This is a genomic window from Xanthomonas sp. PPL134, from assembly GCF_040595915.1.
GTDB classification, from domain to species: domain Bacteria; phylum Pseudomonadota; class Gammaproteobacteria; order Xanthomonadales; family Xanthomonadaceae; genus Xanthomonas_A; species Xanthomonas_A indica.
In genome coordinates this window covers 82,157-103,513 of record NZ_JAMDLL010000008.1, presented here as the reverse complement: position 1 = coordinate 103,513, position 21,357 = coordinate 82,157, and the positions used below count along the sequence as shown (strand labels likewise).

Sequence of the window (21,357 nt, the reverse complement as noted above, 5' to 3'; positions counted from 1 at the left end):
GACTACGACCATGACGAAGAAGTATTCGTTGGGCTTCGTGGGCCGCAAGGCCGGCATGAGCCGCGTCTTCACCGAAGACGGCCGCTCCATTCCGGTCACCCTGATCGAAGCGACCCCGAACCGCATCACCCAGCTCAAGACCGTTGAAGCCGACGGCTACAGCGCCGTGCAGATCACCGTGGGCGCCCGTCGCGCCGCGCTGGTCAACAAGCCGGCTGCCGGCCATTTCGCCAAGGCGAAGGTCGAAGCGGGTCGTGGCCTGTGGGAGTTCCGCGTCGAGGACGCGCAGCTGGGCGAGTTCGCCGTCGGCGGCGAAATCAAGGCGGACATCTTCGCCGTCGGCCAGAAGGTCGACGTCCAGGGCGTCACCAAGGGTAAGGGTTTCCAGGGCACCATCAAGCGGCACAACTTCCGCATGGGCGATGCCACCCACGGTAACTCGCTGTCGCATCGCGCGCCGGGTTCGCTGGGTCAGCGCCAGACCCCGGGTCGCGTTTTCCCGGGCAAGAAGATGTCCGGCCACATGGGCGCGGTGCAGCAGAGCACGCAGAATCTGGAAGTGGTCAAGGTCGACGTCGAGCGTGGCCTGATCGCCATCCGCGGCGCTGTGCCTGGCGCTGCCGGTGGCGACGTGATCGTGCGTCCGGCTAGCAAGGCATAAGGAGAGATGACGATGGAACTCGTTATCACGGGTAGCAACAACAAGGTCTCGGTCTCCGACGCCGTGTTCGGCCGCGATTTCAGCGAGGATCTGGTTCACCAGGTCGTCGTCGCCTATCGCAACGCCGGCCGCGCCGGCACCAAGGCGCAGAAGACGCGTTCGGAAGTCAACGGCACCACCAAGAAGTCGAAGAAGCAGAAGGGCGGTGGCGCTCGCCACGGCGCGCTGACCGCTCCGATCTTCGTCGGCGGTGGCGTGACCTTCGCGGCCAAGCCGCGCAGCTTCGAGCAGAAGGTCAACCGCAAGATGTACCGCGCTGCCATCTGCGCGATCCTCTCGGAACTGAACCGCCAGGGTCGCCTGATGGTCGTCGACGCGTTCGACGTCGAGGCCAGCAAGACCAAGGGCCTGGTCGAGAAGCTGAAGGGTCTGGAAGTGGGTAAGCGCCCGCTGATCGTGACCGAAGAAGCCTCCGAGCATCTGTACCTGTCGGCCCGCAACCTTCCCTACGTGGAAGTGCGTGACGTGCAGGGCCTGGATCCGGTGTCGCTGGTCGGGGCCGACACGGTCGTGATCACCGCCGATGCGGTCAAGAAGGTCGAGGAGTGGCTGGCATGAGCAGCAACGAAAAAATCTTCAGCGTGCTGCGCGCTCCGCGTGTCTCGGAAAAGACCGCGCGCCTGCAGGAACTCACCAATCAGTACGTCTTCGAGATTTCGAACGAAGCCACCAAGGCCGATGTCAAGGCCGCGGTCGAGCAGCTGTTCGACGTCAAGGTCGAGTCGGTCAACGTGTTGAACGTCAAGGGCAAGAACAAGTCCTTCCGTTCGCGCAGCGGTCGTCGCGGCGATTGGCGCAAGGCGTACGTGCGTCTGGCCGAAGGCCAGTCCATCGACGTAACGGCCAAGGCCTGAGGTACATCCCATGCCATTGATGAAATTCAAGCCCACCTCCGCAGGCCGTCGTTCGGCCGTGCGCGTGGTCACGCCCGATCTGCACAAGGGCGCCCCGCACGCTGCACTGGTGGAAAAGCAGAGCAAGTCCGGTGGTCGTAACCACCACGGCCGCATCACCACCCGCCACGTCGGCGGTGGCCACAAGCAGCACTACCGCGTCATCGACTTCAAGCGCAACAAGGAAGGTATCCCGGCGCGCGTGGAGCGGATCGAATACGATCCCAACCGCACCGCCCATATCGCCCTGCTGTGCTACGCCGACGGCGAGCGCCGCTACATCATCGCGCCGAAGGGCCTGAAGGCCGGCGACCAGGTGATCGCGGGTTCGGATGCGCCGATCAAGACCGGCAACACCCTGCCGCTGCGCAACATCCCGGTCGGCACCACCGTCCACGGGATCGAGCTGAAGCCGGGCAAGGGCGCGCAGATTGCGCGTGCCGCCGGCGCCGCGGTGCAGCTGGTCGCGCGTGAAGGCATCTACGCCACCCTGCGTCTGCGCTCCGGCGAAATGCGCAAGGTGCCGTCCGAGTGCCGCGCCACCATCGGCGAAGTCGGCAACGACGAGCACAACCTCGAGAAGCTGGGCAAGGCGGGCGCCAAGCGCTGGCGCGGCGTGCGTCCGACCGTTCGCGGTGCGGCCATGAACCCGGTCGACCACCCGCACGGTGGTGGTGAGGCGAAGGCCGGTCAGGGTAATCCGCATCCGGTCACCCCGTGGGGTGTCCCGACCAAGGGTTACAAGACGCGCCATAACAAGCGCACCGAACAATTCATCGTCCGCGATCGTAGGGGCTAATCGACCATGGCACGTTCACTCAAGAAGGGCCCGTTCGTCGATCACCACCTCGTCAAGAAGGTGGAGGCCGCGGCCGGTAGCAAGCGTCCGATCAAGACCTGGTCGCGTCGTTCGATGATCCTGCCGGAGATGGTGGGTTTCACCATCGCCGTGCATAACGGCAAGAACCACGTTCCGGTGCTGGTCAACGAGAACATGGTCGGCCACAAGCTCGGCGAATTTGCCGTCACCCGGACCTTCAAGGGTCACGGTGGCGACAAGAAGTCGGGCCGGTAAGGAGAGATGACGATGGAAGCGAAAGCAATCCTGCGCACCGCGCGCATCTCCCCGCAGAAGGCCCGCCTGGTCGCCGACCAGGTCCGTGGTCTTTCCGCCGAGCGGGCGGTCAACCTGCTGAAGTTCTCGGACAAGAAGGCTGCCCACCTGATCAAGAAGGTGGTGGAGTCGGCGATCGCCAATGCCGAGAACAATCAAGGCGCGGATGTCGACGAGCTGAAGGTCAAGACCATCATGGTTGATGAAGGTCCGACCCTGAAGCGTTTCATGGCGCGGGCGAAAGGCCGCGGTACCCGCATCCTCAAGCGCACCAGCCACATCACTGTGGTTGTGGGCGCCGCCAAGTAAGCGGAAAGGAAAAGACGATGGGTCATAAAGTTCATCCGATCGGAATCCGCCTGGGTATCGCCAAGGACTGGAATTCCAAGTGGTACGCCAACAAGGCCGAGTTCGCCGGTTACCTGGCAGCCGACCTCAAGGTCCGCGAAATGCTGCGCAAGAAGCTGGCGCAGGCGGGCATCAGCAAGATCCTGATCGAGCGTCCGGCCAAGACCGCGCGCGTGACGATCCACACCGCCCGCCCGGGCGTGGTGATCGGCAAGCGCGGTGAGGACATCGAGAAGCTGCGCAAGGAAGTGAGCGAGATGATGGGCGTCCCCGCCCACATCAACGTCACCGAAGTGCGCAAGCCGGAGCTGGACGCGCAGCTGGTCGCCGAGTCGATCGCGCAGCAGCTGGAGCGTCGCATCATGTTCCGCCGCGCGATGAAGCGCTCGGTCGGCAACGCGATGCGCCTGGGTGCCCTGGGCATCAAGGTCAACGTCGCCGGCCGTCTGAACGGTGCGGAAATCGCCCGTTCCGAGTGGTACCGCGAGGGCCGCGTGCCGCTGCACACGCTGCGTGCCGACATCGACTACGGCTTCGCCGAAGCCAAGACGACCTACGGCATCATCGGCATCAAGGTCTGGATCTACAAGGGCGAGATCTTCGATTTCTCCCAGGTTGGCCAGGAAAAGCAGGACGATTCCCCGCGCAACGATCGTAACGATCGCGGCGACCGTGGCGACCGTCCGTCGCGTCCGGCCCGTGAAGCGAGGTAACGGCAATGTTGCAACCCAAGCGAACCAAATACCGCAAGATGCACAAGGGTCGTAACGACGGCCTGGCGTGGAGCGGAAACGCCGTCAGCTTCGGCGAGTACGGGCTGAAGGCCACGGCGCACGGTCAGCTGACCGCGCGCCAGATCGAAGCGGCGCGCCGCTCGATCAGCCGCTACGTCAAGCGCGGCGGCAAGATGTGGATCCGCGTGTTCCCGGACAAGCCGATCACCAAGAAGCCGATCGAAGTGCGAATGGGCTCCGGTAAGGGTAACGTCGAGTACTGGGTCGCCCAGATCCAGCCCGGTCGCATGATCTATGAAATCGAAGGCGTCGGCGAAGATGTCGCGCGCGAGGCGTTCCGCCTGGCCGCTGCCAAGCTTTCGGTGACCACCACCTTCGTGACCCGGACGGTACGCTGATGGACATCAAACAACTCCGCGAGAAGTCGGCCGACGATCTGAAGGCCCACCTGACCGATCTGCGCAAGGAGCAGTTCGCCCTGCGCATGCAGCAGGTCACCGGGCAGCTGCCGAAGACTCACGAAACCCGCCGGGTGCGCCGCGAGATCGCTCGCGTCAAGCACCTGCTCGGCAGCACGAAGTAAGGATGGCCGCGATGAGCGACAATAACGAAAGCAAGACGCTGCGCACGGTCGAAGGCCGTGTGGTCAGCAACAAGATGGACAAGACCGTCACCGTGCTGGTGGAGCGTCAGGTCAAGCATGCGCTGTACGGCAAGTACATCAAGCGCTCGACCAAGCTCCACGCCCACGACGCCGACAACGCCTGCAACGAAGGCGATGTCGTGCGCGTGACCGAGATTGCGCCGATGTCCAAGACCAAGAACTGGCGGGTGGTGGAAATCGTCACCCGCGCGGCCGAATAAGGGAGATCTGAATCATGATCCAGATGCAGAGCTACCTCGACGTCGCCGACAATTCCGGTGCCAAGGAAGTGATGTGCATCAAGGTGCTCGGCGGCTCCAAGCGCCGCTACGCGCACATTGGCGACATCATCAAGGTCACCGTCAAGGACGCGATCCCGCGCGGCAAGGTCAAGAAGGGCGAAGTCTACGACGCCGTCGTCGTGCGTACCCGCAAGGGCGTGCGTCGTCCGGACGGTTCGTTGATCCGCTTCGATGGCAACGCCGCGGTGTTGCTCAACAACAAGCAGGAGCCGATCGGTACGCGCATCTTCGGGCCTGTGACCCGCGAGCTGCGTTCCGAGAAGTTCATGAAGATCGTCTCGCTCGCTCCCGAAGTGCTGTGAGCGGAGGACATACACATGGCTAACCGTATCAAGAAGGGCGACCAGGTCGTCGTCACCACCGGCAAGGACAAGGGCAAGCAGGGCGAAGTCGTCCGCGTCGACGGCGACCGCGTGGTCGTCTCCAACGCGAACATCGTCAAGCGCCACACCAAGCCGAACCCGCAGGCGGGCGTCGCCGGCGGCGTGGTCGAGCGCGAAGCGTCGATCCATATTTCCAACGTTGCGATCCTCAACCCGGCGACGGGCAAGGGCGACCGCGTTGGCTTCAAGGTGCTGGAGGATGGACGCAAACTGCGTGTGTTCCGCTCCAGCGGTGAGGCGCTCGACGCCTGAGGAATGACACAATGACTTCCCGTCTCGAAAAGATCTACAAGGAAGAAGTGGTACCGGCTCTGATGAAGAAGTTCGGTTACACCAATCCGATGGAAGTGCCGAAGCTGGTCAAGGTCACGCTGAACATGGGCGTGGGCGAGGCCGCGACGAACAAGAAGATCCTGGAAAACGCCGTCGCCGACATGGCCAAGGTCTCCGGCCAGAAGCCGGTGGTGACCAAGTCGCGCATCTCGGTGGCCTCGTTCAAGATCCGCGATGGCTGGCCGATCGGCTGCAAGACCACGCTGCGTCGCGCCAAGATGTACGAGTTCCTGGACCGCCTGATCAACATCTCGCTGCCGCGCGTGCGCGACTTCCGTGGTGTCTCCGGGCGTTCGTTCGACGGCCGCGGCAACTTCAACATGGGCGTGAAGGAGCAGATCATCTTCCCGGAAATCGACTTCGACGCCGTCGACGCGATCCGCGGCATGGATATCGCCATCACCACCACCGCCAAGACCGACGCCGAAGCCAAGGCGCTGCTCGAAGCGTTCAAGTTCCCGTTCCGTAACTGATTGACGCCGGGATTCGGGATTCGGGATTCGGGATGGAAGGGCGCTGCGCCCGTCACATCCCGGATTCTGGAAATCTCCAATCCCCACTCTCGAATCCCGAGGATTTACAGATGGCAAAGACCTCCATGGTCAACCGCGACATCAAGCGCAAGAAGCTGGCGAAGAAGTTCGCCGACAAGCGTGATGCGCTGAAGAAGATCATCGCCTCCGGCACCGCCTCGTATGACGAGAAGGCCGAGGCCGTGACCAAGCTGCAGAAGCTGCCGCGCGATTCGTCGCCGAGCCGCCAGCGTACCCGTTGCGAACTGTCCGGCCGCCCGCGTGGCGTGTACGGCAAGTTCGGCCTGGGCCGCAACATGCTGCGCAAGGCGACCATGAACGGCGACGTTCCGGGCCTGCGCAAGGCCAGCTGGTAATTCCAGCGGCGCCGGTCCCGTCCGCGGGGCCGGGCAGGGCGGTCTAGCCGCCCGCGTGTCGTTCAGACAACGAGTCCGACGCAAGTCGGACTTTTTGTCGTATACTCCCGCTCCTTGCCTCGCGGCAGGGACGGGTATGGCAGCCGCCGCGGGTTCCTCCGGCGGTTGCGCGCTTCACCCCCTGCGTCATTCCACCGCTCCACCACACAAGATTTTCGCGAAAGCGGATATCGGTGCACTCAAAGGTAGACACCATGAGCATGACTGATCCCATCGCCGACCTGCTGGTCCGCATCAAGAATGCGGCCGCGGTTGGCAAGCCGACGGTGAAGATGCCGTCCTCCAAGATCAAGGTTGCGATCGCGGAAGTGCTGAAGGCCGAAGGCTATATCAGCGATCTGCGCGTCAACGCGATCGAGAACAACAAGTCCGAACTGGAAATCGTGCTGAAGTATTTCGAGGGCCGCCCGGTCATCGATACGCTCAAGCGCGTGTCGCGTTCGGGTCTGCGCCAGTATCGCGGCAAGACCGAGCTGCCGAAGGTTCTCGGCGGTCTGGGCGTTGCCATCATTTCCACGTCCAAGGGCATCATGACCGATGCGCAGGCCCGTCAGGCCGGCGTCGGTGGCGAAGTCCTGTGCTTCGTGGCCTAAGGGAAGGAGCACTCACATGTCCCGCGTAGCCAAGAAGCCGATCTCCCTCCCGAAGGGCGTCGAACTCACCGTCCAGGCCGATCAGGTCAGCGTCAAGGGCCCGAAGGGCACCCTGTCGCTGCCGAAGCCGGCCGGCGTCGAAATCAAGCAGGAAAACGGTGTCGCCACGCTGTCGGCGAACGATCCGTCGCACATCGCCATCACCGGTACCGTCCGCGCCATCCTGGCGAACATGGTGCAGGGCGTGTCCGCGGGCTTCGAGCGCAAGCTTGAGCTGGTGGGCGTCGGCTACCGTGCCACGATGCAGGGCAAGGACCTGAGCCTGGCGCTCGGTTTCTCGCACCCGATCGTGTTCAGCGCGCCGGAAGGCATCACCCTGGCCGCTCCGACCCAGACCGAAATCCTGGTGCAGGGCGCCGACAAGCAGCGCGTCGGCGAAGTCGCCGCCAAGATCCGCGGTTTCCGTCCGCCGGAGCCCTACAAGGGCAAGGGTGTGAAGTACGCCGGTGAAGCCATCATTCGCAAGGAAGCCAAGAAGGCGTAATGCAGGTCCTTCTGCGAGGAGCCCGGCCCCCCATGGCCGGACTCCTCGCTGCAAAAGCCTGTTCTCCTTCAGCTTCCCTAGGACACATACCATGAGCATCAACAAGAACATCGCCCGCCTGCGTCGCGCCAAGTCGACCCGCGCCCACATCCGCGAGCTCGGCGTCGCCCGCCTGTCGGTGCTGCGCACCGGTCAGCACCTGTACGCGCAGGTCTTCACCGCCGACGGCTCCAAGGTGCTCGCCGCGGCGAACACCCTGCAGGCCGACGTCAAGGACGGCCTGAAGAACGGCAAGAACAGCGACGCCGCCGCCAAGGTCGGCAAGCTGATCGCCGAGCGTGCCAAGGCCGCGGGCGTCGAGAAGGTCGCGTTCGACCGCTCGGGCTACCGCTACCACGGCCGCATCAAGGCGCTGGCCGACGCCGCGCGCGAAGGCGGCCTGCAGTTCTGATCCTTGCGGGTGCGGCAATGCCGCGCCCGTCCTGCCGATGCGGGCTGCATCGGACCCTGGCGCGCCTTTTGCGCGCGTCCGGGGAACACGGCGCCAGACCACAACCACAAGCGGCAACGAAGCCGTAAATCTTTTCCTCTATCAAGGGCATCACAATGGCTGAAGAACAGCGTGCACCGCGGGGTCGTGATCGCGACCGCAACCGCGAAGAGAAAGTCGACGACGGCATGATCGAGAAGCTGGTCGCGGTCAACCGCGTCAGCAAGACGGTCAAGGGCGGTCGCCAGTTCACCTTCACCGCGCTGACCGTGGTCGGCGACGGCAACGGCAAGATCGGCTTCGGTTACGGCAAGGCGCGCGAAGTGCCGGTCGCGATCCAGAAGTCGATGGAGTATGCGCGCAAGGGCATGCTCAACATCGATCTGAACAACGGCACCCTGTGGCACCCGGTGAAGTCCGGCCACGGCGCGGCGCGCGTGTTCATGATGCCGGCGTCGGAAGGTACCGGCGTGATCGCCGGCGGCGCGATGCGCGCCGTGCTGGAAGCGGTGGGCGTGAAGAACGTGCTGGCCAAGGCCGTCGGTTCGCGCAACCCGATCAACCTGGTGCGCGCCACCCTGCGCGGCCTGGAAGACATGCAGTCGCCGGCCCGCATCGCGGCCAAGCGCGGCAAGAAGGTGGAGGATCTGACCCATGGCTAATGAATCCGCCAAGACCGTCAAGGTGCGCCTGGTGCGCGGCCTGCGTGGTACCCAGTCGCGTCACCGCCTGTCGGTGCGTGCCCTGGGCCTGAACAAGCTCAACGATGTGCGCGAACTGAAGGACAGCCCGCAAGTGCGCGGCCTGATCAACAAGGTTCAGTACCTCGTCCAGGTTGAGGAGTAATCGACCATGACTTTGCATCTGAATGATCTGAAGCCCGCGCCGGGCGCGCGTACCGAGCGCACCCGCGTCGGTCGCGGCATCGGTTCCGGCCTGGGCAAGACCGCCGGCCGCGGCCACAAGGGTTCGTTCGCTCGCAAGGGCGGCGGCAAGATCAAGGCCGGCTTCGAAGGCGGCCAGACCCCCATGCAGCGTCGTCTGCCGAAGATCGGCTTCCGCTCGAAGATGGCCAAGGACACTGCCGAAGTGCTGTCCTACCAGCTCGACAACCTGCCGGCGGGCGAGATCGATTTCGCTGCGCTGCGCGCCGCGAAGCTGGTCCCGAGCACCGCGAAGAAGGCCAAGGTGGTCCTGAAGGGCGAACTGAGCAAGGCGTTCGTGCTGAAGGGCGTCGCCGCGACCGCCGGTGCCAAGGCGGCAATCGAAGCTGCCGGCGGCAGCGTGCAGGAGTAACACGCAGATGGCGCAGGCTGGCATGGGTAACCTCGGCGGCGGGCTCGGCAAGTTCACGGAACTTCGCCAGCGCCTGTTGTTCGTTCTCGGCGCATTGATCGTCTACCGCATCGGCTGCTACGTGCCGGTGCCGGGCGTCAATCCCGAAGCCATGCTTGCGCTGATGCAGGCGCAGGGCGGCGGCATCGTGGACATGTTCAACATGTTCTCGGGCGGCGCCCTGCACCGTTTCAGCATCTTCGCGCTGAACGTGATGCCGTACATCTCGGCATCGATCGTGATCCAGCTGGCCACGCACATCTTCCCGTCGCTGAAGGCGATGCAGAAGGAAGGCGAGTCGGGTCGGCGCAAGATCACCCAGTATTCGCGCATCGGCGCGGTGCTGCTGGCGGTAGTGCAGGGCGGCAGCATCGCCCTGGCGCTGCAGAACCAGACTGCACCGGGCGGCGCGCCGGTCGTCTACGCTCCCGGCATGGGCTTCGTGCTCACCGCGGTGATCGCGTTGACCGCCGGCACCATCTTCCTGATGTGGGTCGGCGAGCAGGTGACCGAGCGCGGCATCGGCAACGGCGTCTCGCTGATCATCTTCGCCGGCATCGTCGCCGGCCTGCCGGCGGCGGCGATCCAGACCGTGGAGTCCTACCGCGACGGCAACATGAGCTTCATCTCGCTGCTGCTGATCGTGTTGACGATCCTCGCCTTCACCCTGTTCGTGGTGTTCGTCGAGCGCGGGCAGCGGCGGATCACGGTGAACTACGCACGCCGCCAGGGCGGTCGCAATGCGTACATGAACCAGACCTCGTTCCTGCCGCTGAAGCTCAACATGGCCGGCGTGATCCCGCCGATCTTCGCCTCGAGCATCCTCGCCTTCCCCGCGACGCTGTCGATGTGGTCCGGCCAGGCTGCGTCCAACAGCACCTTCGGCAGCGTGCTGCAGCGCATCGCCAATGCGCTCGGTCCCGGCGAGCCGGTGCACATGATCGTGTTCGCCGCGCTGATCATCGGCTTCGCGTTCTTCTACACGGCGCTGGTGTTCAACTCGCAGGAAACCGCTGACAACCTCAAGAAGTCCGGCGCGCTGATTCCGGGTATCCGTCCGGGCAAGGCCACCGCCGACTATGTCGACGGCGTGCTGACCCGCCTGACCGCGGCCGGCTCGGTGTACCTGGTGATCGTGTGTCTGCTGCCGGAAGTGATGCGTGCCCAGCTCGGCACCTCGTTCCACTTCGGCGGCACCTCGCTGCTGATCGCGGTCGTGGTGGTGATGGACTTCATCGCGCAGATCCAGGCGCACCTGATGTCGCACCAGTACGAAAGCCTGCTGAAAAAGGCCAACCTCAAGGGTGGCTCGCGTGGCGGCGGTTTTGCCCGCGGTTGATTGCTATACTGTTTGAATCCTTCCGCGAAGACGCCCCGGTTCCCGGGCGCAGTCTTCCGACTTGAAGGGCGGCCCGTGCAGCGGTCTCGTGCGCGGGTGAGACGTGGTGGTCCTGCGCTGGAGTAGCGCGGGCGGCAAGGCGGAACCATCGCCTCGCCAACGACGTCCGGCGCCGGAGCATGGGCACACTCCCCATGCCGGGCTTGCGGAACCTCAGGTTCCGCGGGCTTCCATGTAACCCGAGACCTTGCTAGACTTACAAGTTCACTTTTTGATCCATCCTGCCGGATGGCGCCGTGGTGCGCCGTCGGGCCATCACTCAGTTGGAGAACCGCGTCATGGCGCGTATTGCAGGCGTCAACCTGCCAGCCCAGAAGCACGTCTGGGTCGGGTTGCAAAGCATCTACGGCATCGGCCGTACCCGTTCGAAGAAGGTCTGCGAAGCCGCAGGCGTGACCTCGACCACCAAGATCCGCGACCTGTCCGAGCCGGAAATCGAGCGCCTGCGTCTCGAAGTCGGCAAGTACATCGTCGAAGGCGACCTGCGTCGCGAAATCGGCATCGCCATCAAGCGACTGATGGACCTGGGCTGCTACCGCGGCCTGCGTCATCGTCGTGGCCTGCCCCTGCGCGGTCAGCGCACCCGTACCAACGCCCGCACCCGCAAGGGTCCGCGCAAGGCGATCAAGAAGTAAGGGACCGACATGGCTAAGCCCGCAGCAGCAAAGACCAAGAAGAAGATCAAGCGCGTCGTCACCGACGGTGTCGCCCACGTCCACGCTTCGTTCAACAACACCATCGTGACCATCACCGACCGTCAGGGCAATGCGTTGTCCTGGGCGACCTCCGGTGGCGCCGGTTTCCGCGGTTCGCGCAAGTCCACGCCGTTCGCGGCGCAGGTGGCCGCCGAGAAGGCCGGGCGCGCTGCGCTCGACTACGGCGTGAAGTCGCTGGAAGTGCGCATCAAGGGCCCGGGTCCGGGTCGCGAGTCCGCCGTCCGTTCGTTGAACAACGTCGGATACAAGATCACCAACATCATCGACGTGACGCCGATCCCGCACAACGGGTGCCGTCCGCCGAAGAAGCGTCGCGTCTAAAGGAGCGATAAGAAATGGCTCGTTATATCGGTCCTACCTGTAAGCTCGCGCGCCGCGAAGGCGCCGATCTTTCCCTCAAGAGCCCGGCGCGTGCGCTGGACTCCAAGTGCAAGCTGGAGCAGAAGCCCGGCCAGCACGGCGCGACCGCCCGCAAGGGCAAGCTGTCCGACTACGCCACCCAGCTGCGCGAAAAGCAGAAGGTCAAGCGTATCTACGGCCTGCTGGAGCGTCAGTTCCGCAACTACTACAAGAAGGCCTCGACCAAGAAGGGCAACACCGGCGAGAACCTGCTGCAGCTGCTGGAAACCCGCCTGGACAACGTCGTCTACCGCATGGGCTTCGCCGTCACCCGTCCGGCCGCGCGCCAGCTGGTGTCGCACCGTGGCGTGCTGGTCAACGGCAAGTCGGTGAACCTGGCCTCGTACCAGGTCAAGGCCGGCGACGCGATCGCCCTGTCGGAAAAGGCGCAGAAGCAGCTTCGCGTGCAGGAAGCGCTGACCGTTGCCGAAACGCACGACCTGAACCCGTCGTGGGTCGAGGTCGATTCGAAGAAGTTCAGCGGCATCTTCAAGGCCGTGCCGGACCGTGCGGACCTGCCTGCCGACATCAACGAAGCGCTGATCGTCGAGTTGTATTCGAAGTAATCACATCGGAGAGCCTCCGGTCACGGAGGCTCGTCAGGAGAACCCGCAACATGACGGTTACCGCCAACCAGGTTCTGCGCCCCCGTGGGCCGCAGATCGAACGCCTTACCGACAACCGCGCCAAGGTCGTGATCGAGCCCTTGGAGCGCGGGTATGGGCATACGCTGGGCAACGCCCTGCGTCGCGTGCTGCTGTCCTCGATTCCCGGCTTCGCGATCACCGAAGTCGAGATCGACGGCGTGCTGCACGAGTACACCACGGTCGAAGGGCTGCAGGAGGACGTGCTGGAAGTCCTGCTGAACCTCAAGGACGTGGCCATCCGCATGCATACCGGTGACAGCGCCACGCTGTCGCTGTCCAAGCAGGGCCCGGGCACGGTCACTGCCGCCGACATCAAGACCGACCACAACGTCGAGATCCTCAACAACGACCACGTGATCTGCCACCTGACCAAGGACACGGCGATCAACATGCGTCTGAAGATCGAGCGTGGCTTCGGCTACCAGCCGGCCGCCGCGCGTCGCCGTCCGGACGAAGAGACCCGTACCATCGGCCGCCTGGTCCTGGACGCCTCGTTCTCGCCGGTGCGCCGCGTCGCCTACGCGGTCGAGTCGGCCCGCGTCGAACAGCGCACCGACCTGGACAAGCTGGTCCTGGACATCGAAACCAACGGCACGATCGACGCCGAGGAGGCCGTGCGCACCGCCGCCGACATCCTCAGCGACCAGCTGTCGGTGTTCGGCGACTTCACCCACCGCGACCGTGGCGCGGCCAAGCCGGCCAGCAACGGCGTGGATCCGGTGCTGCTGCGTCCGATCGACGATCTGGAACTGACCGTGCGGTCGGCCAACTGCCTGAAGGCCGAGAGCATCTACTACATCGGCGATCTGATCCAGAAGACCGAAGTGGAGCTGCTCAAGACCCCGAACCTGGGCAAGAAGTCGCTCACCGAGATCAAGGAAGTGCTGGCCCAGCGCGGCCTGTCGCTCGGCATGAAGCTGGAGAACTGGCCGCCGGCCGGCGTCGCCCAGCACGGCATGCTCGGCTGATTCTTGCGTCTCCGGCCGGTGCCGCAAGGCACCGGCCGCGCCGTTGTCCGCTTCATCCGCACCACCACGTCGACGGGTCGCCAAGCCCGCGGCGTCGCCCGGTCAAGGACGGCCGGCACGGACCATCCGCAGTCCACATTCAACGCCAGGACGGCGACAGCGATCCCCAGCAGTTTCACTCTTCCATAGGAATCCCAATCCATGCGTCACCAGAAATCCGGCCGCAAGTTCAGCCGCACCAGCGCCCACCGCGAGGCGATGTTCAAGAACATGGCGGCGTCGCTGATCAAGCACGAGCTGATCAAGACCACCCTGCCGAAGGCCAAGGAACTGCGCCGCGTCGCCGAGCCGCTGATCACCCTGGCCAAGGTCGACAACGTCGCCAACCGCCGCCTGGCCTTTGCGCGCCTGCGCGACAAGGAAGCCGTGGGCACCCTGTTCACCACGCTGGGCCCGCGCTACCAGGCGCGCCCGGGTGGCTACCTGCGCATCCTCAAGTGCGGCTTCCGCGCCGGCGACAACGCGCCGATGGCGTACGTCGAGCTGGTCGACCGCCCGGCCGTGGCCGAGGAAGTGGCCGAGTAATCGTCCGCATCCGCAGCAGCAAGAAGCCCGGCATGTCCGGGCTTTTTTGTTTTTGGGGCGGGGAGTGGGGATTGGTGGAGCGTGGTCGCCGTTTGGGCGAGGGCGTCCAACAGCGCCATGACGCATGGTGATGGAGCGCACGATCGCGGATAATGCGCGGATCGTCGCTGCGAGTCCGAGTCCGATGAATCCGTTACGCTGGGGTTTCCGCGCGCAGTTCCTGCTCGGCTTTCTGATCTGCGCCGGCTTGCTGGGCTATGCGATCTTCGTGCAGCTGCAGTTGGGCATCGAGCCGTGCCCGCTGTGCATCTTCCAGCGCATCGCGTTCGCCGCGCTGGGTGTGCTGTTCCTGCTTGGCGCCCTGCACGGGCCGCGCAGCGCCGGCGGGCGCAAGCTCTACGGCGTGCTGGCGTTCCTGGCCGCGCTCGTGGGCGCGGGCATCTCCACCAAGCACGTCTCGGTGCAGCTGTTCCCGGATCCGATGGCGTCCTGCGGCCCGCCGCTGAGCTTCCTGCGCGAGACCATGGGGCCGTTCGAGGTGCTGCGCCGGGTGCTGACCGGCACCGGCGATTGCGGCAACATCGACTGGCGCTTCCTCGGCCTGTCGATGCCGATGTGGTGCCTGATCTGCTTCGTGCTGCTGGCCGTGTTCGCGCTCTATGCCGGCTTCAAGAGCCGCCGGCGCACGCTGATCTGAGCGTGCCCCTGTTGCGCGCGGATCGCTCGGCCTGACCGCGCCTGACCGCGCCTGGCGGCGCCGCTGGGCCGCGGCTGCGGCAGCGCCGGCGCCGTCCGTGCCCACCACCGCGCACCCACGGTTTCCATCCGGTCCGGGCGCCGGCCCCATCGCTGATCGCGCGATGCGGGCCTGCGTCAGCGCGACGCGCTGGCCGGCGCTGGCGAGCCTGCGGCCGGCGACAGGACCTGGGCGAGGAACGCCGCCACCGGCCTGGCCCATACCGAGGGATCGGCCTGGGCGAAGGTCTTGTGGCCATCGTCGCCGAACGGCGGCAGATCGACGAAGGCGACCGGCGGCGTCGAGCCGGCGCGGTAGGCCGTATACATGCGGTGCGCCAGTTCGTGCCGGAAGAAGTGATCGTTCTCGGCGTACAGCCATAGCTGCGGCAGCGTGTTGGCCGCGCCCAGGGTCTTCTCCGCCTCGATCAGGCGATCCTCGCCGGCGCAGATGACCTCCTTGCCGTTGCTGCCGCGCCCGCCGGCGAAGCTGATGACGCCGCGCACACCGGGTGGCGGCGCATCGGCCAGCGCCACCGCGCCGAGCCCGCCGGCGGATTGGCCGACCACGACGATGCGCTGCGGGTCGACGCCGGGAAGGCGGGCGGCGGCCTCGACGATCGCCGCCTCCGCCGCGGCGATCTTGCGCCCGGCGACGACGAAATCGACGTCGTGGCAGTTGCCGGCGCCTTCCAGATAGCGGCCGCTGGAGTTGCCGTAGCCGGGCCGCAGCGCCACCACCACCATGTCGCCGTGGGCGGCGAACCAGCGTGCGGCGCGGGCGAAGCCGAGGCGGGTGTCGGCGAGCTTGCGCTTGTCTGCAGGCGTGCCGTGGTGGATGACGATCAGCGGGAACGGACCGGGGCCGGCGGGACGATACACGCGTGCGGCCAGGTCGTAGTCGACGCCTTGCACGACCACTGGCATCCGGAAGTCCGTGACGCGTGCGGCGTGCGCCAACGACGGTGCGGCGAGGGTGAGGACGGCGGCCGCGAAGGCGGCGAACAGGTGTTTCAGCATGGGCGGGACCGGGCCTGGACGGATGCGCGGCAAGGCGTCGTGGCGGTCCGTTGCGATCGGCAGGCCGTCGCGGGCCTGCCTTCGCTGGGCGAGGCCACGGCCACGACGCGGCACGCGGCTTCTGCAATGCCGGACGGGGCGCGGCAAGCGCCGGACCCGTCGCGTCCTGCGATCGCGGCGTACTGCCGTGGCGGGCCGGGCGGCGTGTTGCCGCTGCTCTGCCACCACGCCTGCAGCGCACGACCGTGCGCCGCAGGCCATCGCCGCGGCTTTGCTCAGAAGTCCTGCTGCAGGCTCAGGTAGACGCCACGGCGCGGCGCCCACTGCGGCGCGAACACGCCGATGCCGCCGCCGTCGCGCAACTGGTAGTGGCGGTCGAGCACGTTGAGCACCGCCAGCTGCGCGTGCAGCGGGTGGCTGCTGGCCAGGGCGAAGTCGTGACCGGCGCTGAGGTTGAGCTGGAAGTACGCCGGCAGCTCGCCGCCGTTGGGCACGCCGTCGGCATCGGTGCGCAGGCCGCTGCCGAACAGGTAGTCGGCGCCGATGCGGCTGTCGTCGGCCAGGGCGTAGTTGATGCCGCCGGAGGAGGTCAGCTTCTGGTCGTGGTCCAGGTGGATCCAGTGGTCGTAGGCGTAGGCCAGCGCATCCGGGTCGAAGTTGTACAGGCTGGTCATCACCCGCTTGCCCATGGCCTTGCTGTAGGCCGCGTTGAAGTAGGCGTTGATCGGGCCGTTGCTGTAGTCGGCGCTGAACTCGGCGCCGCGGATGCGGCCGTAGCGGTAGTTGAAGGTGGAATAGACGTAGGCGGCGCCGAACTGGCCTTCGTCCTGCAGGCGGTCGGCCTTGCGGTAGTAGGTGTCCAGGCCCAGGGTCAGGTGGTCGCCGACCATCTGCGAGATGCCCAGGTCGTAGTAGTCGCTGCGCTCGCTCAGCGGCTTGGTCGGGCCGCCTGCTGCCGACTGCTGGTTGGTGGTGCCGTCGTACAGGGCGATGTCGCTGGTGGAGATCAGTTCGGTGGCCGGCGGGGTGAAGTAGCGGGCGTAGCCGGCGTGCAGGGTGGTGCTGTCGCTGGCATGCCAGACCACGCCCAGGCGCGGGCTGAGCTGGCCCTCGGTGGTGCCGAAGGCCTTGTAGCGGTCGCCGCGCACGCCGTAGTTGATGGTCCAGGCGTCGCTCGGCTGCCATTCGTCCTGCAGGTACACCGCGTAGGTGCTGGCGTGGAAGCGGCTGGCGTCGGGGATGAACAGCGGCACGTCGCTGCTCTGGCTGCCGTCGTCGTTGGCCGGGAACACGTAGGCGTTGTTGCTGGCGTTGGCGTGTTCGAAGTTGCCGTACACACCGTAGCGCAAGGTATGCGTGCCGCCCCACGGCGTGGAGAAGTCGGCCTGCAGGGTGCTGGCGCGGTTGGCGCGCTGCACCTGCGAGGCGATGCCGTTGAAGATCAGGTCGCCGGCGATGTCCGGGGAGAACGCGACGCTGCTGTAACGCTGGCCGGCCGACAACTGGTAGCTGGTCTCGCCGAGTGCGCCCTGCAGCACCAGGGTGCCGAAGCGGGTGTTCTCGCGCTGGTTCTCGTCGAGCTGGGAGGAATCGAAGGTGCTGATGCCCTGGTAGGTGAATGCCGGGGTCTGCCCCGGATTGTTGGGGATCTGGAAGCGGTTGTTGGCGTAGCCGACCAGCAGGCTGAGCCGGGTATTTTCGTTCAGCAGGTAGCTGAGGTCGGCGAAGCCCTTGCCCTGGTGGGTCTTGTCGTGGATCGGGTTGTCGCTGTCGGTCGGGTTCTCCATGCCGATGCGGTTCTGCAGGTAGTTGCCGCTGGCGAACCAGCTGAAGCGGCCGTCGCTGCCCCACCACGAGGCGTTGGGGTTGAGCGTGCCGTAGGAGCCGCCGGTGATGCCGACGCTGCCGCCGTTGCCCAGTTCCACGCCGTTCTTGGTGGTGATGTCGACCACCGCCGCGGTGCGGTCGCCGAACTGCGCCGGCAGCGCGCCGTCGAGCAGGCGGATGTTCTTGATCGTGCGCGGGTCCAGGGTCTGGCCGAAGCCGGAAATGGACTCGGGGATCATCACGCCGTTGATGCGGTACTGCAGGTTGGCGTGGTCGCCGCGCACGTGGATGCCGCCGTAGGAATCCTGGACCACGCCCGGCGCCTGCAGCAGCACCTGATTGAGCGGGGTGGAGGCGCCCAGCGGCAGGCGGGCGATGTCCTCGGCGCTGATCGCGTACTGGCTGCTGCCGATGTCAGGCGACAGCGCGTTGCGCGCGGCTTCCAGCTTGGCGGTGACGGTGACCGGATCGAGATCGACGGTCGGTTCGGTGGCAGCGGTGCTGTCGGTGGCGGCGTCTGCGGCGAGGGCGAGACCCGGGGCGACCAGCAGGACCAGGGCGATGGCGGAGGAGAGTGGGCGACGTGTCATGGCGAGGCGGACCGAAGGGAGAGGAATTGTTACTTAATAACAGTGTGCTTTCGCAAAAATGCCGGCGTAGGCCGGAAGTCATGGTGGCGTCGCGGGGTTGCTTGCCATTCATGTCGCGGCGCTGCCAGCGTGACCGGCGTGCGACGCTATGCGGCGCGCTCCGGCTCTGCGAACATCACACACTGCCAAGGAGTCCTTTCATGAATCTGTCTGCCGCCGCCGTGTCCGAATCCGCCTCGTCGTCCTGGTCGCCTGCCAGTTGGCGCGAGCGGCCGGCGCTGCAGATGCCGGTGTATCCGGATCCGCAGGCGCTGGAGGCCACGCTGGCGGAACTGCGGCACCTGCCGCCGCTGGTCACCTCCTGGGAAATCTTCGCGCTGAAGAAGCAGCTGGCCGAGGCGCAGGAAGGCAAGCGCTTCCTGCTGCAAGGCGGCGATTGCGCGGAGAACTTCAGCGATTGCGAATCCGGCACCATTTCCAACCGGCTCAAGGTGCTGCTGCAGATGAGCCTGGTGCTGGTGCACGGCCTGCGCCTGCCGGTGGTGCGGGTCGGTCGCTATGCCGGGCAATACGCCAAGCCGCGCTCGGCCGACACCGAGACCCGCGACGGCGTGACCCTGCCCAGCTACCGCGGCGACGTGGTCAACGGCCCGGAATTCACCGCGCAGGCGCGGGTGCCGGATCCGCGGCGCATGATCACCGCGCACTCGCGTTCGGCGATGACCATGAACTTCGTGCGTGCGCTGATCGACGGCGGCTTCGCCGACCTGCACCATCCCGAGTACTGGAACCTGAGCTGGGTCGGCTATTCGCCGCTGGCCGAGGACTACCAGAAGATGGTGGCCTCGATCGGCGATGCGGTGCGCTTCATGGAGACCCTGTCCGGCGCGCAGCTGTACAACCTCAACCGGGTCGATTTCTACACCTCGCACGAGGCCTTGCTGCTGCCCTACGAGGAAGCACTGACCCGCGAGGTGCCGCGGCAGTGGGGCTGGTTCAACCTCAGTACGCACTATCCGTGGATTGGCATGCGCACCGCGGCGCTGGACGGCGCGCACGTGGAGTATTTCCGCGGCATCCGCAATCCGATCGCGATCAAGGTCGGCCCGTCGGCGCAGCCGGACCAGTTGCTGCGCCTGATCGACGTGCTCAATCCGGAAGACGAGCCGGGCCGGCTGACCTTCATCCACCGCATGGGTGCTGCGCAGATCGCCGAGAAGCTGCCGCCGCTGCTGGAGGCGGTGAAGCGCGACGGCCGCCGCGTGCTGTGGGTGTGCGATGCGATGCACGGCAACACCGAGAGCACCAGCAACGGCTACAAGACCCGGCGCTACCAGAACGTCCTGGGCGAGGTGGAGCAGTCGTTCGACATCCACGCCGCGGCCGGTACCCGCCTGGGCGGCGTGCATCTGGAGCTGACCGGCGAGGACGTCACCGAGTGCACCGGCGGCGCGCGCGAACTGACCGAGCGCGACCTGGAGCGCGCCTACCGCTCCAGCGTGGATCCGCGGCTGAACTACGAGCAGTCGCTGGAGATCGCGATGGCGATCGTGCGCAAGCAGAACGGTCGCACCGTCGCCACGCCACTCGCGTAGCGGGTTGGCGCCGTTCGCCGGCGCGCAGCGTGCGCGTCGGCGCTGGCGTGTGTCCAGGCTGTAGGGTGCCCTGACGACTGCACACGTTGCCGCACGGCGGCCCGACATCGCGCTGCCGTCTCACTCGTTTTGCAGGAGCCGGTGCGCACGCGCCAACGCCCGCCGCGGCTGCGGCTGTCGTTGCCGAACGCCACCTCGTGCGCGCTCGACATCGCGCTAATCCCCGCGCTGCCAGACTGTCGCGACTCCTCCCCCCGACAAAGGAGCGCATCTTGACCCTCGATCTTCACTGGGTGCCCTGGCGTGCCTATACGGTGCCGATCGGCGCCGCGCTGATTCTCGGTTTCCTGGCCTGGTGGCTGCTGTTGCGCATCGCCCAGCGCATGCGCGGCCGCGATTACCGGCGCGCGCGCATCGTGCGCGTGGTCAGCGTGCCGGTCGCCTTCCTGCTGCCGATGCTGATGCTCAGCTTCGCGCTCGAGTCCACGCCGTTGGACGAGGCGGCGCTGACCGACCTGCAGCACCTGCTGCACATCGGCATGATCGGCTGCGTGACCTGGCTGCTGGTGCGCGGCGTGGCGGCGCTGGAAACGGCGATCCTGCGCAGCCATCCGATCGAGGTGGCGGACAACCTGACCGCACGTCGCGTGCAGACCCAGACCCGGGTACTGGCGCGGGTGGCGATGGGCACGATCATCCTGTTCGGCACCTCGATCGTGCTGCTGACCTTCCCGGCGGTGCGGCAGATCGGCACCACCTTGCTGGCCTCGGCCGGCATCATCGGCCTGGTCGCCGGTATCGCCGCCAAGCCGGTGTTCGGCAACCTGATCGCTGGCCTGCAGATCGCGCTGACCCAGCCGATCCGGCTCGACGACGTGGTCATCGTTGAAGGCGAGTGGGGGCGCATCGAGGAGATCGGCAGTTCCTACGTGGTGGTGCGGATCTGGGACGAGCGGCGGATGGTGGTGCCGCTGACCTGGTTCATCGAGAACCCGTTCCAGAACTGGACGCGCAGCAGCGCCGACCTGCTCGGTACCGCGTTCCTGTGGCTGGACTACCGCACGCCGATCGCGCAGGTGCGCGCCGAACTGGAGCGCATCTGCAAGAGCGAGCCGCTGTGGGATGGGCGGGTCTGCGTGACCCAGGTGACCGACACCAGCGAGCGCACGATCCAGGTGCGCCTGCTGGTCAGTGCGCGCAACTCCGGCGATGCCTTCGACCTGCGCTGCATCGTGCGCGAACGCATGCTGGATTTCCTGGTGCGCGAGCATCCTTATGCGCTGCCGCTGCTGCGCGCGGAAGTGGCGCCGGAGCCGGTACGGCTGTCGCATCCGCCGGTACGCGCCAGCGACTCGGAGGCGATGCGTTCGCCTGGCGCCGAGGATGGAGCGGGGATTGCGGCTCCCCCCGCTCAGCGCGGCGCTGGCTGAGCAGCGCCGCGGCGACCGTCCCCGGTAGATCGCGTTGCCGGCACGCGCTGCGGTGCCGGCAACG

The 21,357-nt window shown here is 66.1% G+C and carries 31 protein-coding genes; 29 read left to right on the top strand and 2 right to left on the bottom strand.

The genetic code is table 11. From position 1 onward, the window contains the following. The first annotated feature begins 10 nt into the window (after positions 1-10). The 27 genes from rplC to M3U25_RS14740 all read left to right on the top strand — a co-directional run bounded on the left by rplC (position 11) and on the right by M3U25_RS14740 (position 14,793). Complete coding sequence (gene rplC, locus M3U25_RS14870) at positions 11-661, top strand: 50S ribosomal protein L3 (RefSeq protein WP_019796625.1); 651 nt, start codon at positions 11-13, stop codon at positions 659-661. 12 nt (positions 662-673) lie between these two features. Next, positions 674-1,279 (top strand): 50S ribosomal protein L4, encoded by a 606-nt coding sequence (rplD, locus tag M3U25_RS14865; RefSeq protein WP_010341591.1) that lies wholly within the window; start codon positions 674-676, stop codon positions 1,277-1,279. Then, positions 1,276-1,575, top strand: coding sequence for a 50S ribosomal protein L23 (gene rplW / locus M3U25_RS14860; protein ID WP_019796624.1), 300 nt, complete (start codon positions 1,276-1,278; stop codon positions 1,573-1,575). Before rplD ends, rplW begins: the two co-directional genes overlap by 4 nt. A gap of 10 nt (positions 1,576-1,585) precedes the next feature. Next, positions 1,586-2,413 (top strand): 50S ribosomal protein L2, encoded by an 828-nt coding sequence (rplB, locus tag M3U25_RS14855; protein WP_010341593.1) that lies wholly within the window; start codon positions 1,586-1,588, stop codon positions 2,411-2,413. Between the two features lie 6 nt (positions 2,414-2,419). Next, positions 2,420-2,689 carry a 30S ribosomal protein S19 gene (rpsS, locus tag M3U25_RS14850; protein WP_010341594.1) on the top strand — a complete coding sequence of 90 codons (270 nt, stop codon included), beginning with the start codon at positions 2,420-2,422 and terminating at the stop codon, positions 2,687-2,689. 12 nt (positions 2,690-2,701) lie between these two features. Continuing rightward, entirely contained in the window at positions 2,702-3,037 is a 336-nt protein-coding gene (rplV, locus tag M3U25_RS14845) for a 50S ribosomal protein L22 (protein WP_003470663.1), read from the top strand. A gap of 17 nt (positions 3,038-3,054) precedes the next feature. Next, complete coding sequence (gene rpsC / locus M3U25_RS14840) at positions 3,055-3,789, top strand: 30S ribosomal protein S3 (RefSeq protein ID WP_010341595.1); 735 nt, start codon at positions 3,055-3,057, stop codon at positions 3,787-3,789. A 5-nt stretch (positions 3,790-3,794) separates the two neighbouring features. Continuing rightward, positions 3,795-4,208, top strand: coding sequence for a 50S ribosomal protein L16 (gene rplP / locus M3U25_RS14835; protein WP_003470657.1), 414 nt, complete (start codon positions 3,795-3,797; stop codon positions 4,206-4,208). Further along, complete coding sequence (rpmC, locus tag M3U25_RS14830; protein WP_010341597.1) at positions 4,208-4,393, top strand: 50S ribosomal protein L29; 186 nt, start codon at positions 4,208-4,210, stop codon at positions 4,391-4,393. Before rplP ends, rpmC begins: the two co-directional genes overlap by 1 nt. An 11-nt stretch (positions 4,394-4,404) precedes the next feature. After that, on the top strand, positions 4,405-4,674 hold the full coding sequence (gene rpsQ, locus M3U25_RS14825) for a 30S ribosomal protein S17 (protein WP_010341599.1): 270 nt from the start codon (positions 4,405-4,407) through the stop codon (positions 4,672-4,674). Positions 4,675-4,688: 14 nt separating this feature from the next. After that, positions 4,689-5,057, top strand: a complete 369-nt coding sequence (gene rplN, locus M3U25_RS14820) for a 50S ribosomal protein L14 (protein ID WP_003486699.1) — start codon at positions 4,689-4,691, stop codon at positions 5,055-5,057. Positions 5,058-5,072: 15 nt separating this feature from the next. After that, the gene (gene rplX / locus M3U25_RS14815) at positions 5,073-5,390 is read left to right on the top strand and encodes a 50S ribosomal protein L24 (protein WP_010341604.1); all 318 of its coding nucleotides are present in this window, start codon (positions 5,073-5,075) and stop codon (positions 5,388-5,390) included. 11 nt (positions 5,391-5,401) lie between these two features. Then, positions 5,402-5,944, top strand: a complete 543-nt coding sequence (gene rplE, locus M3U25_RS14810) for a 50S ribosomal protein L5 (RefSeq protein WP_010341606.1) — start codon at positions 5,402-5,404, stop codon at positions 5,942-5,944. 110 nt (positions 5,945-6,054) lie between these two features. Further along, positions 6,055-6,360 (top strand): 30S ribosomal protein S14, encoded by a 306-nt coding sequence (rpsN, locus tag M3U25_RS14805; protein ID WP_010341607.1) that lies wholly within the window; start codon positions 6,055-6,057, stop codon positions 6,358-6,360. 254 nt (positions 6,361-6,614) lie between these two features. Next, on the top strand, positions 6,615-7,013 hold the full coding sequence (gene rpsH / locus M3U25_RS14800) for a 30S ribosomal protein S8 (protein WP_010340446.1): 399 nt from the start codon (positions 6,615-6,617) through the stop codon (positions 7,011-7,013). Between the two features lie 16 nt (positions 7,014-7,029). Beyond that, positions 7,030-7,557: a 50S ribosomal protein L6 gene (gene rplF, locus M3U25_RS14795; RefSeq protein ID WP_017908703.1), complete on the top strand. Its 528-nt coding sequence runs from the start codon at positions 7,030-7,032 to the stop codon at positions 7,555-7,557. Positions 7,558-7,648: 91 nt separating this feature from the next. Continuing rightward, the gene (rplR, locus tag M3U25_RS14790; RefSeq protein ID WP_010340448.1) at positions 7,649-8,008 is read left to right on the top strand and encodes a 50S ribosomal protein L18; all 360 of its coding nucleotides are present in this window, start codon (positions 7,649-7,651) and stop codon (positions 8,006-8,008) included. A gap of 155 nt (positions 8,009-8,163) precedes the next feature. After that, positions 8,164-8,709 carry a 30S ribosomal protein S5 gene (gene rpsE, locus M3U25_RS14785; RefSeq protein ID WP_010340449.1) on the top strand — a complete coding sequence of 182 codons (546 nt, stop codon included), beginning with the start codon at positions 8,164-8,166 and terminating at the stop codon, positions 8,707-8,709. Further along, positions 8,702-8,893, top strand: coding sequence for a 50S ribosomal protein L30 (gene rpmD, locus M3U25_RS14780; protein WP_019796104.1), 192 nt, complete (start codon positions 8,702-8,704; stop codon positions 8,891-8,893). The genes rpsE and rpmD overlap by 8 nt, the downstream gene beginning before the upstream one ends. Positions 8,894-8,899: 6 nt before the next feature. Then, positions 8,900-9,343, top strand: a complete 444-nt coding sequence (gene rplO, locus M3U25_RS14775; protein WP_355500746.1) for a 50S ribosomal protein L15 — start codon at positions 8,900-8,902, stop codon at positions 9,341-9,343. A 7-nt stretch (positions 9,344-9,350) separates the two neighbouring features. Continuing rightward, positions 9,351-10,721 (top strand): preprotein translocase subunit SecY, encoded by a 1,371-nt coding sequence (gene secY / locus M3U25_RS14770; RefSeq protein WP_184502564.1) that lies wholly within the window; start codon positions 9,351-9,353, stop codon positions 10,719-10,721. Positions 10,722-11,059: 338 nt separating this feature from the next. Continuing rightward, on the top strand, positions 11,060-11,416 hold the full coding sequence (gene rpsM, locus M3U25_RS14765) for a 30S ribosomal protein S13 (protein ID WP_010340453.1): 357 nt from the start codon (positions 11,060-11,062) through the stop codon (positions 11,414-11,416). 9 nt (positions 11,417-11,425) lie between these two features. After that, complete coding sequence (gene rpsK / locus M3U25_RS14760) at positions 11,426-11,818, top strand: 30S ribosomal protein S11 (protein ID WP_003470632.1); 393 nt, start codon at positions 11,426-11,428, stop codon at positions 11,816-11,818. 14 nt (positions 11,819-11,832) lie between these two features. Next, a complete protein-coding gene (gene rpsD / locus M3U25_RS14755; RefSeq protein WP_010340454.1) occupies positions 11,833-12,462 on the top strand; it encodes a 30S ribosomal protein S4 in 630 nt (209 codons plus the stop codon). A gap of 50 nt (positions 12,463-12,512) precedes the next feature. Next, on the top strand, positions 12,513-13,511 hold the full coding sequence (gene rpoA / locus M3U25_RS14750; protein WP_010340455.1) for a DNA-directed RNA polymerase subunit alpha: 999 nt from the start codon (positions 12,513-12,515) through the stop codon (positions 13,509-13,511). 201 nt (positions 13,512-13,712) lie between these two features. Beyond that, positions 13,713-14,096, top strand: a complete 384-nt coding sequence (rplQ, locus tag M3U25_RS14745; RefSeq protein ID WP_010340456.1) for a 50S ribosomal protein L17 — start codon at positions 13,713-13,715, stop codon at positions 14,094-14,096. Between the two features lie 184 nt (positions 14,097-14,280). Then, entirely contained in the window at positions 14,281-14,793 is a 513-nt protein-coding gene (locus tag M3U25_RS14740) for a disulfide bond formation protein B (RefSeq protein WP_242160319.1), read from the top strand. Positions 14,794-14,969: 176 nt separating this feature from the next. Here M3U25_RS14740 and M3U25_RS14735 read toward each other — a convergent pair whose 3' ends face one another. Together M3U25_RS14735 and M3U25_RS14730 are read right to left on the bottom strand one after the other, a co-directional pair. Further along, positions 14,970-15,851, bottom strand: a complete 882-nt coding sequence (locus M3U25_RS14735; protein ID WP_355500754.1) for a dienelactone hydrolase family protein — start codon at positions 15,849-15,851, stop codon at positions 14,970-14,972. 275 nt (positions 15,852-16,126) lie between these two features. Continuing rightward, positions 16,127-18,268, bottom strand: coding sequence for a TonB-dependent receptor (locus M3U25_RS14730; RefSeq protein ID WP_355500757.1), 2,142 nt, complete (start codon positions 18,266-18,268; stop codon positions 16,127-16,129). A 200-nt stretch (positions 18,269-18,468) separates the two neighbouring features. On the opposite strand from M3U25_RS14730, the gene M3U25_RS14725 reads away from it, so the two are divergent. Further along, positions 18,469-19,863, top strand: a complete 1,395-nt coding sequence (locus M3U25_RS14725) for a class II 3-deoxy-7-phosphoheptulonate synthase (protein ID WP_242160322.1) — start codon at positions 18,469-18,471, stop codon at positions 19,861-19,863. Positions 19,864-20,135: 272 nt separating this feature from the next. After that, positions 20,136-21,293 carry a mechanosensitive ion channel domain-containing protein gene (locus M3U25_RS14720; RefSeq protein WP_355500761.1) on the top strand — a complete coding sequence of 386 codons (1,158 nt, stop codon included), beginning with the start codon at positions 20,136-20,138 and terminating at the stop codon, positions 21,291-21,293. Positions 21,294-21,357: the final 64 nt, after the last annotated feature.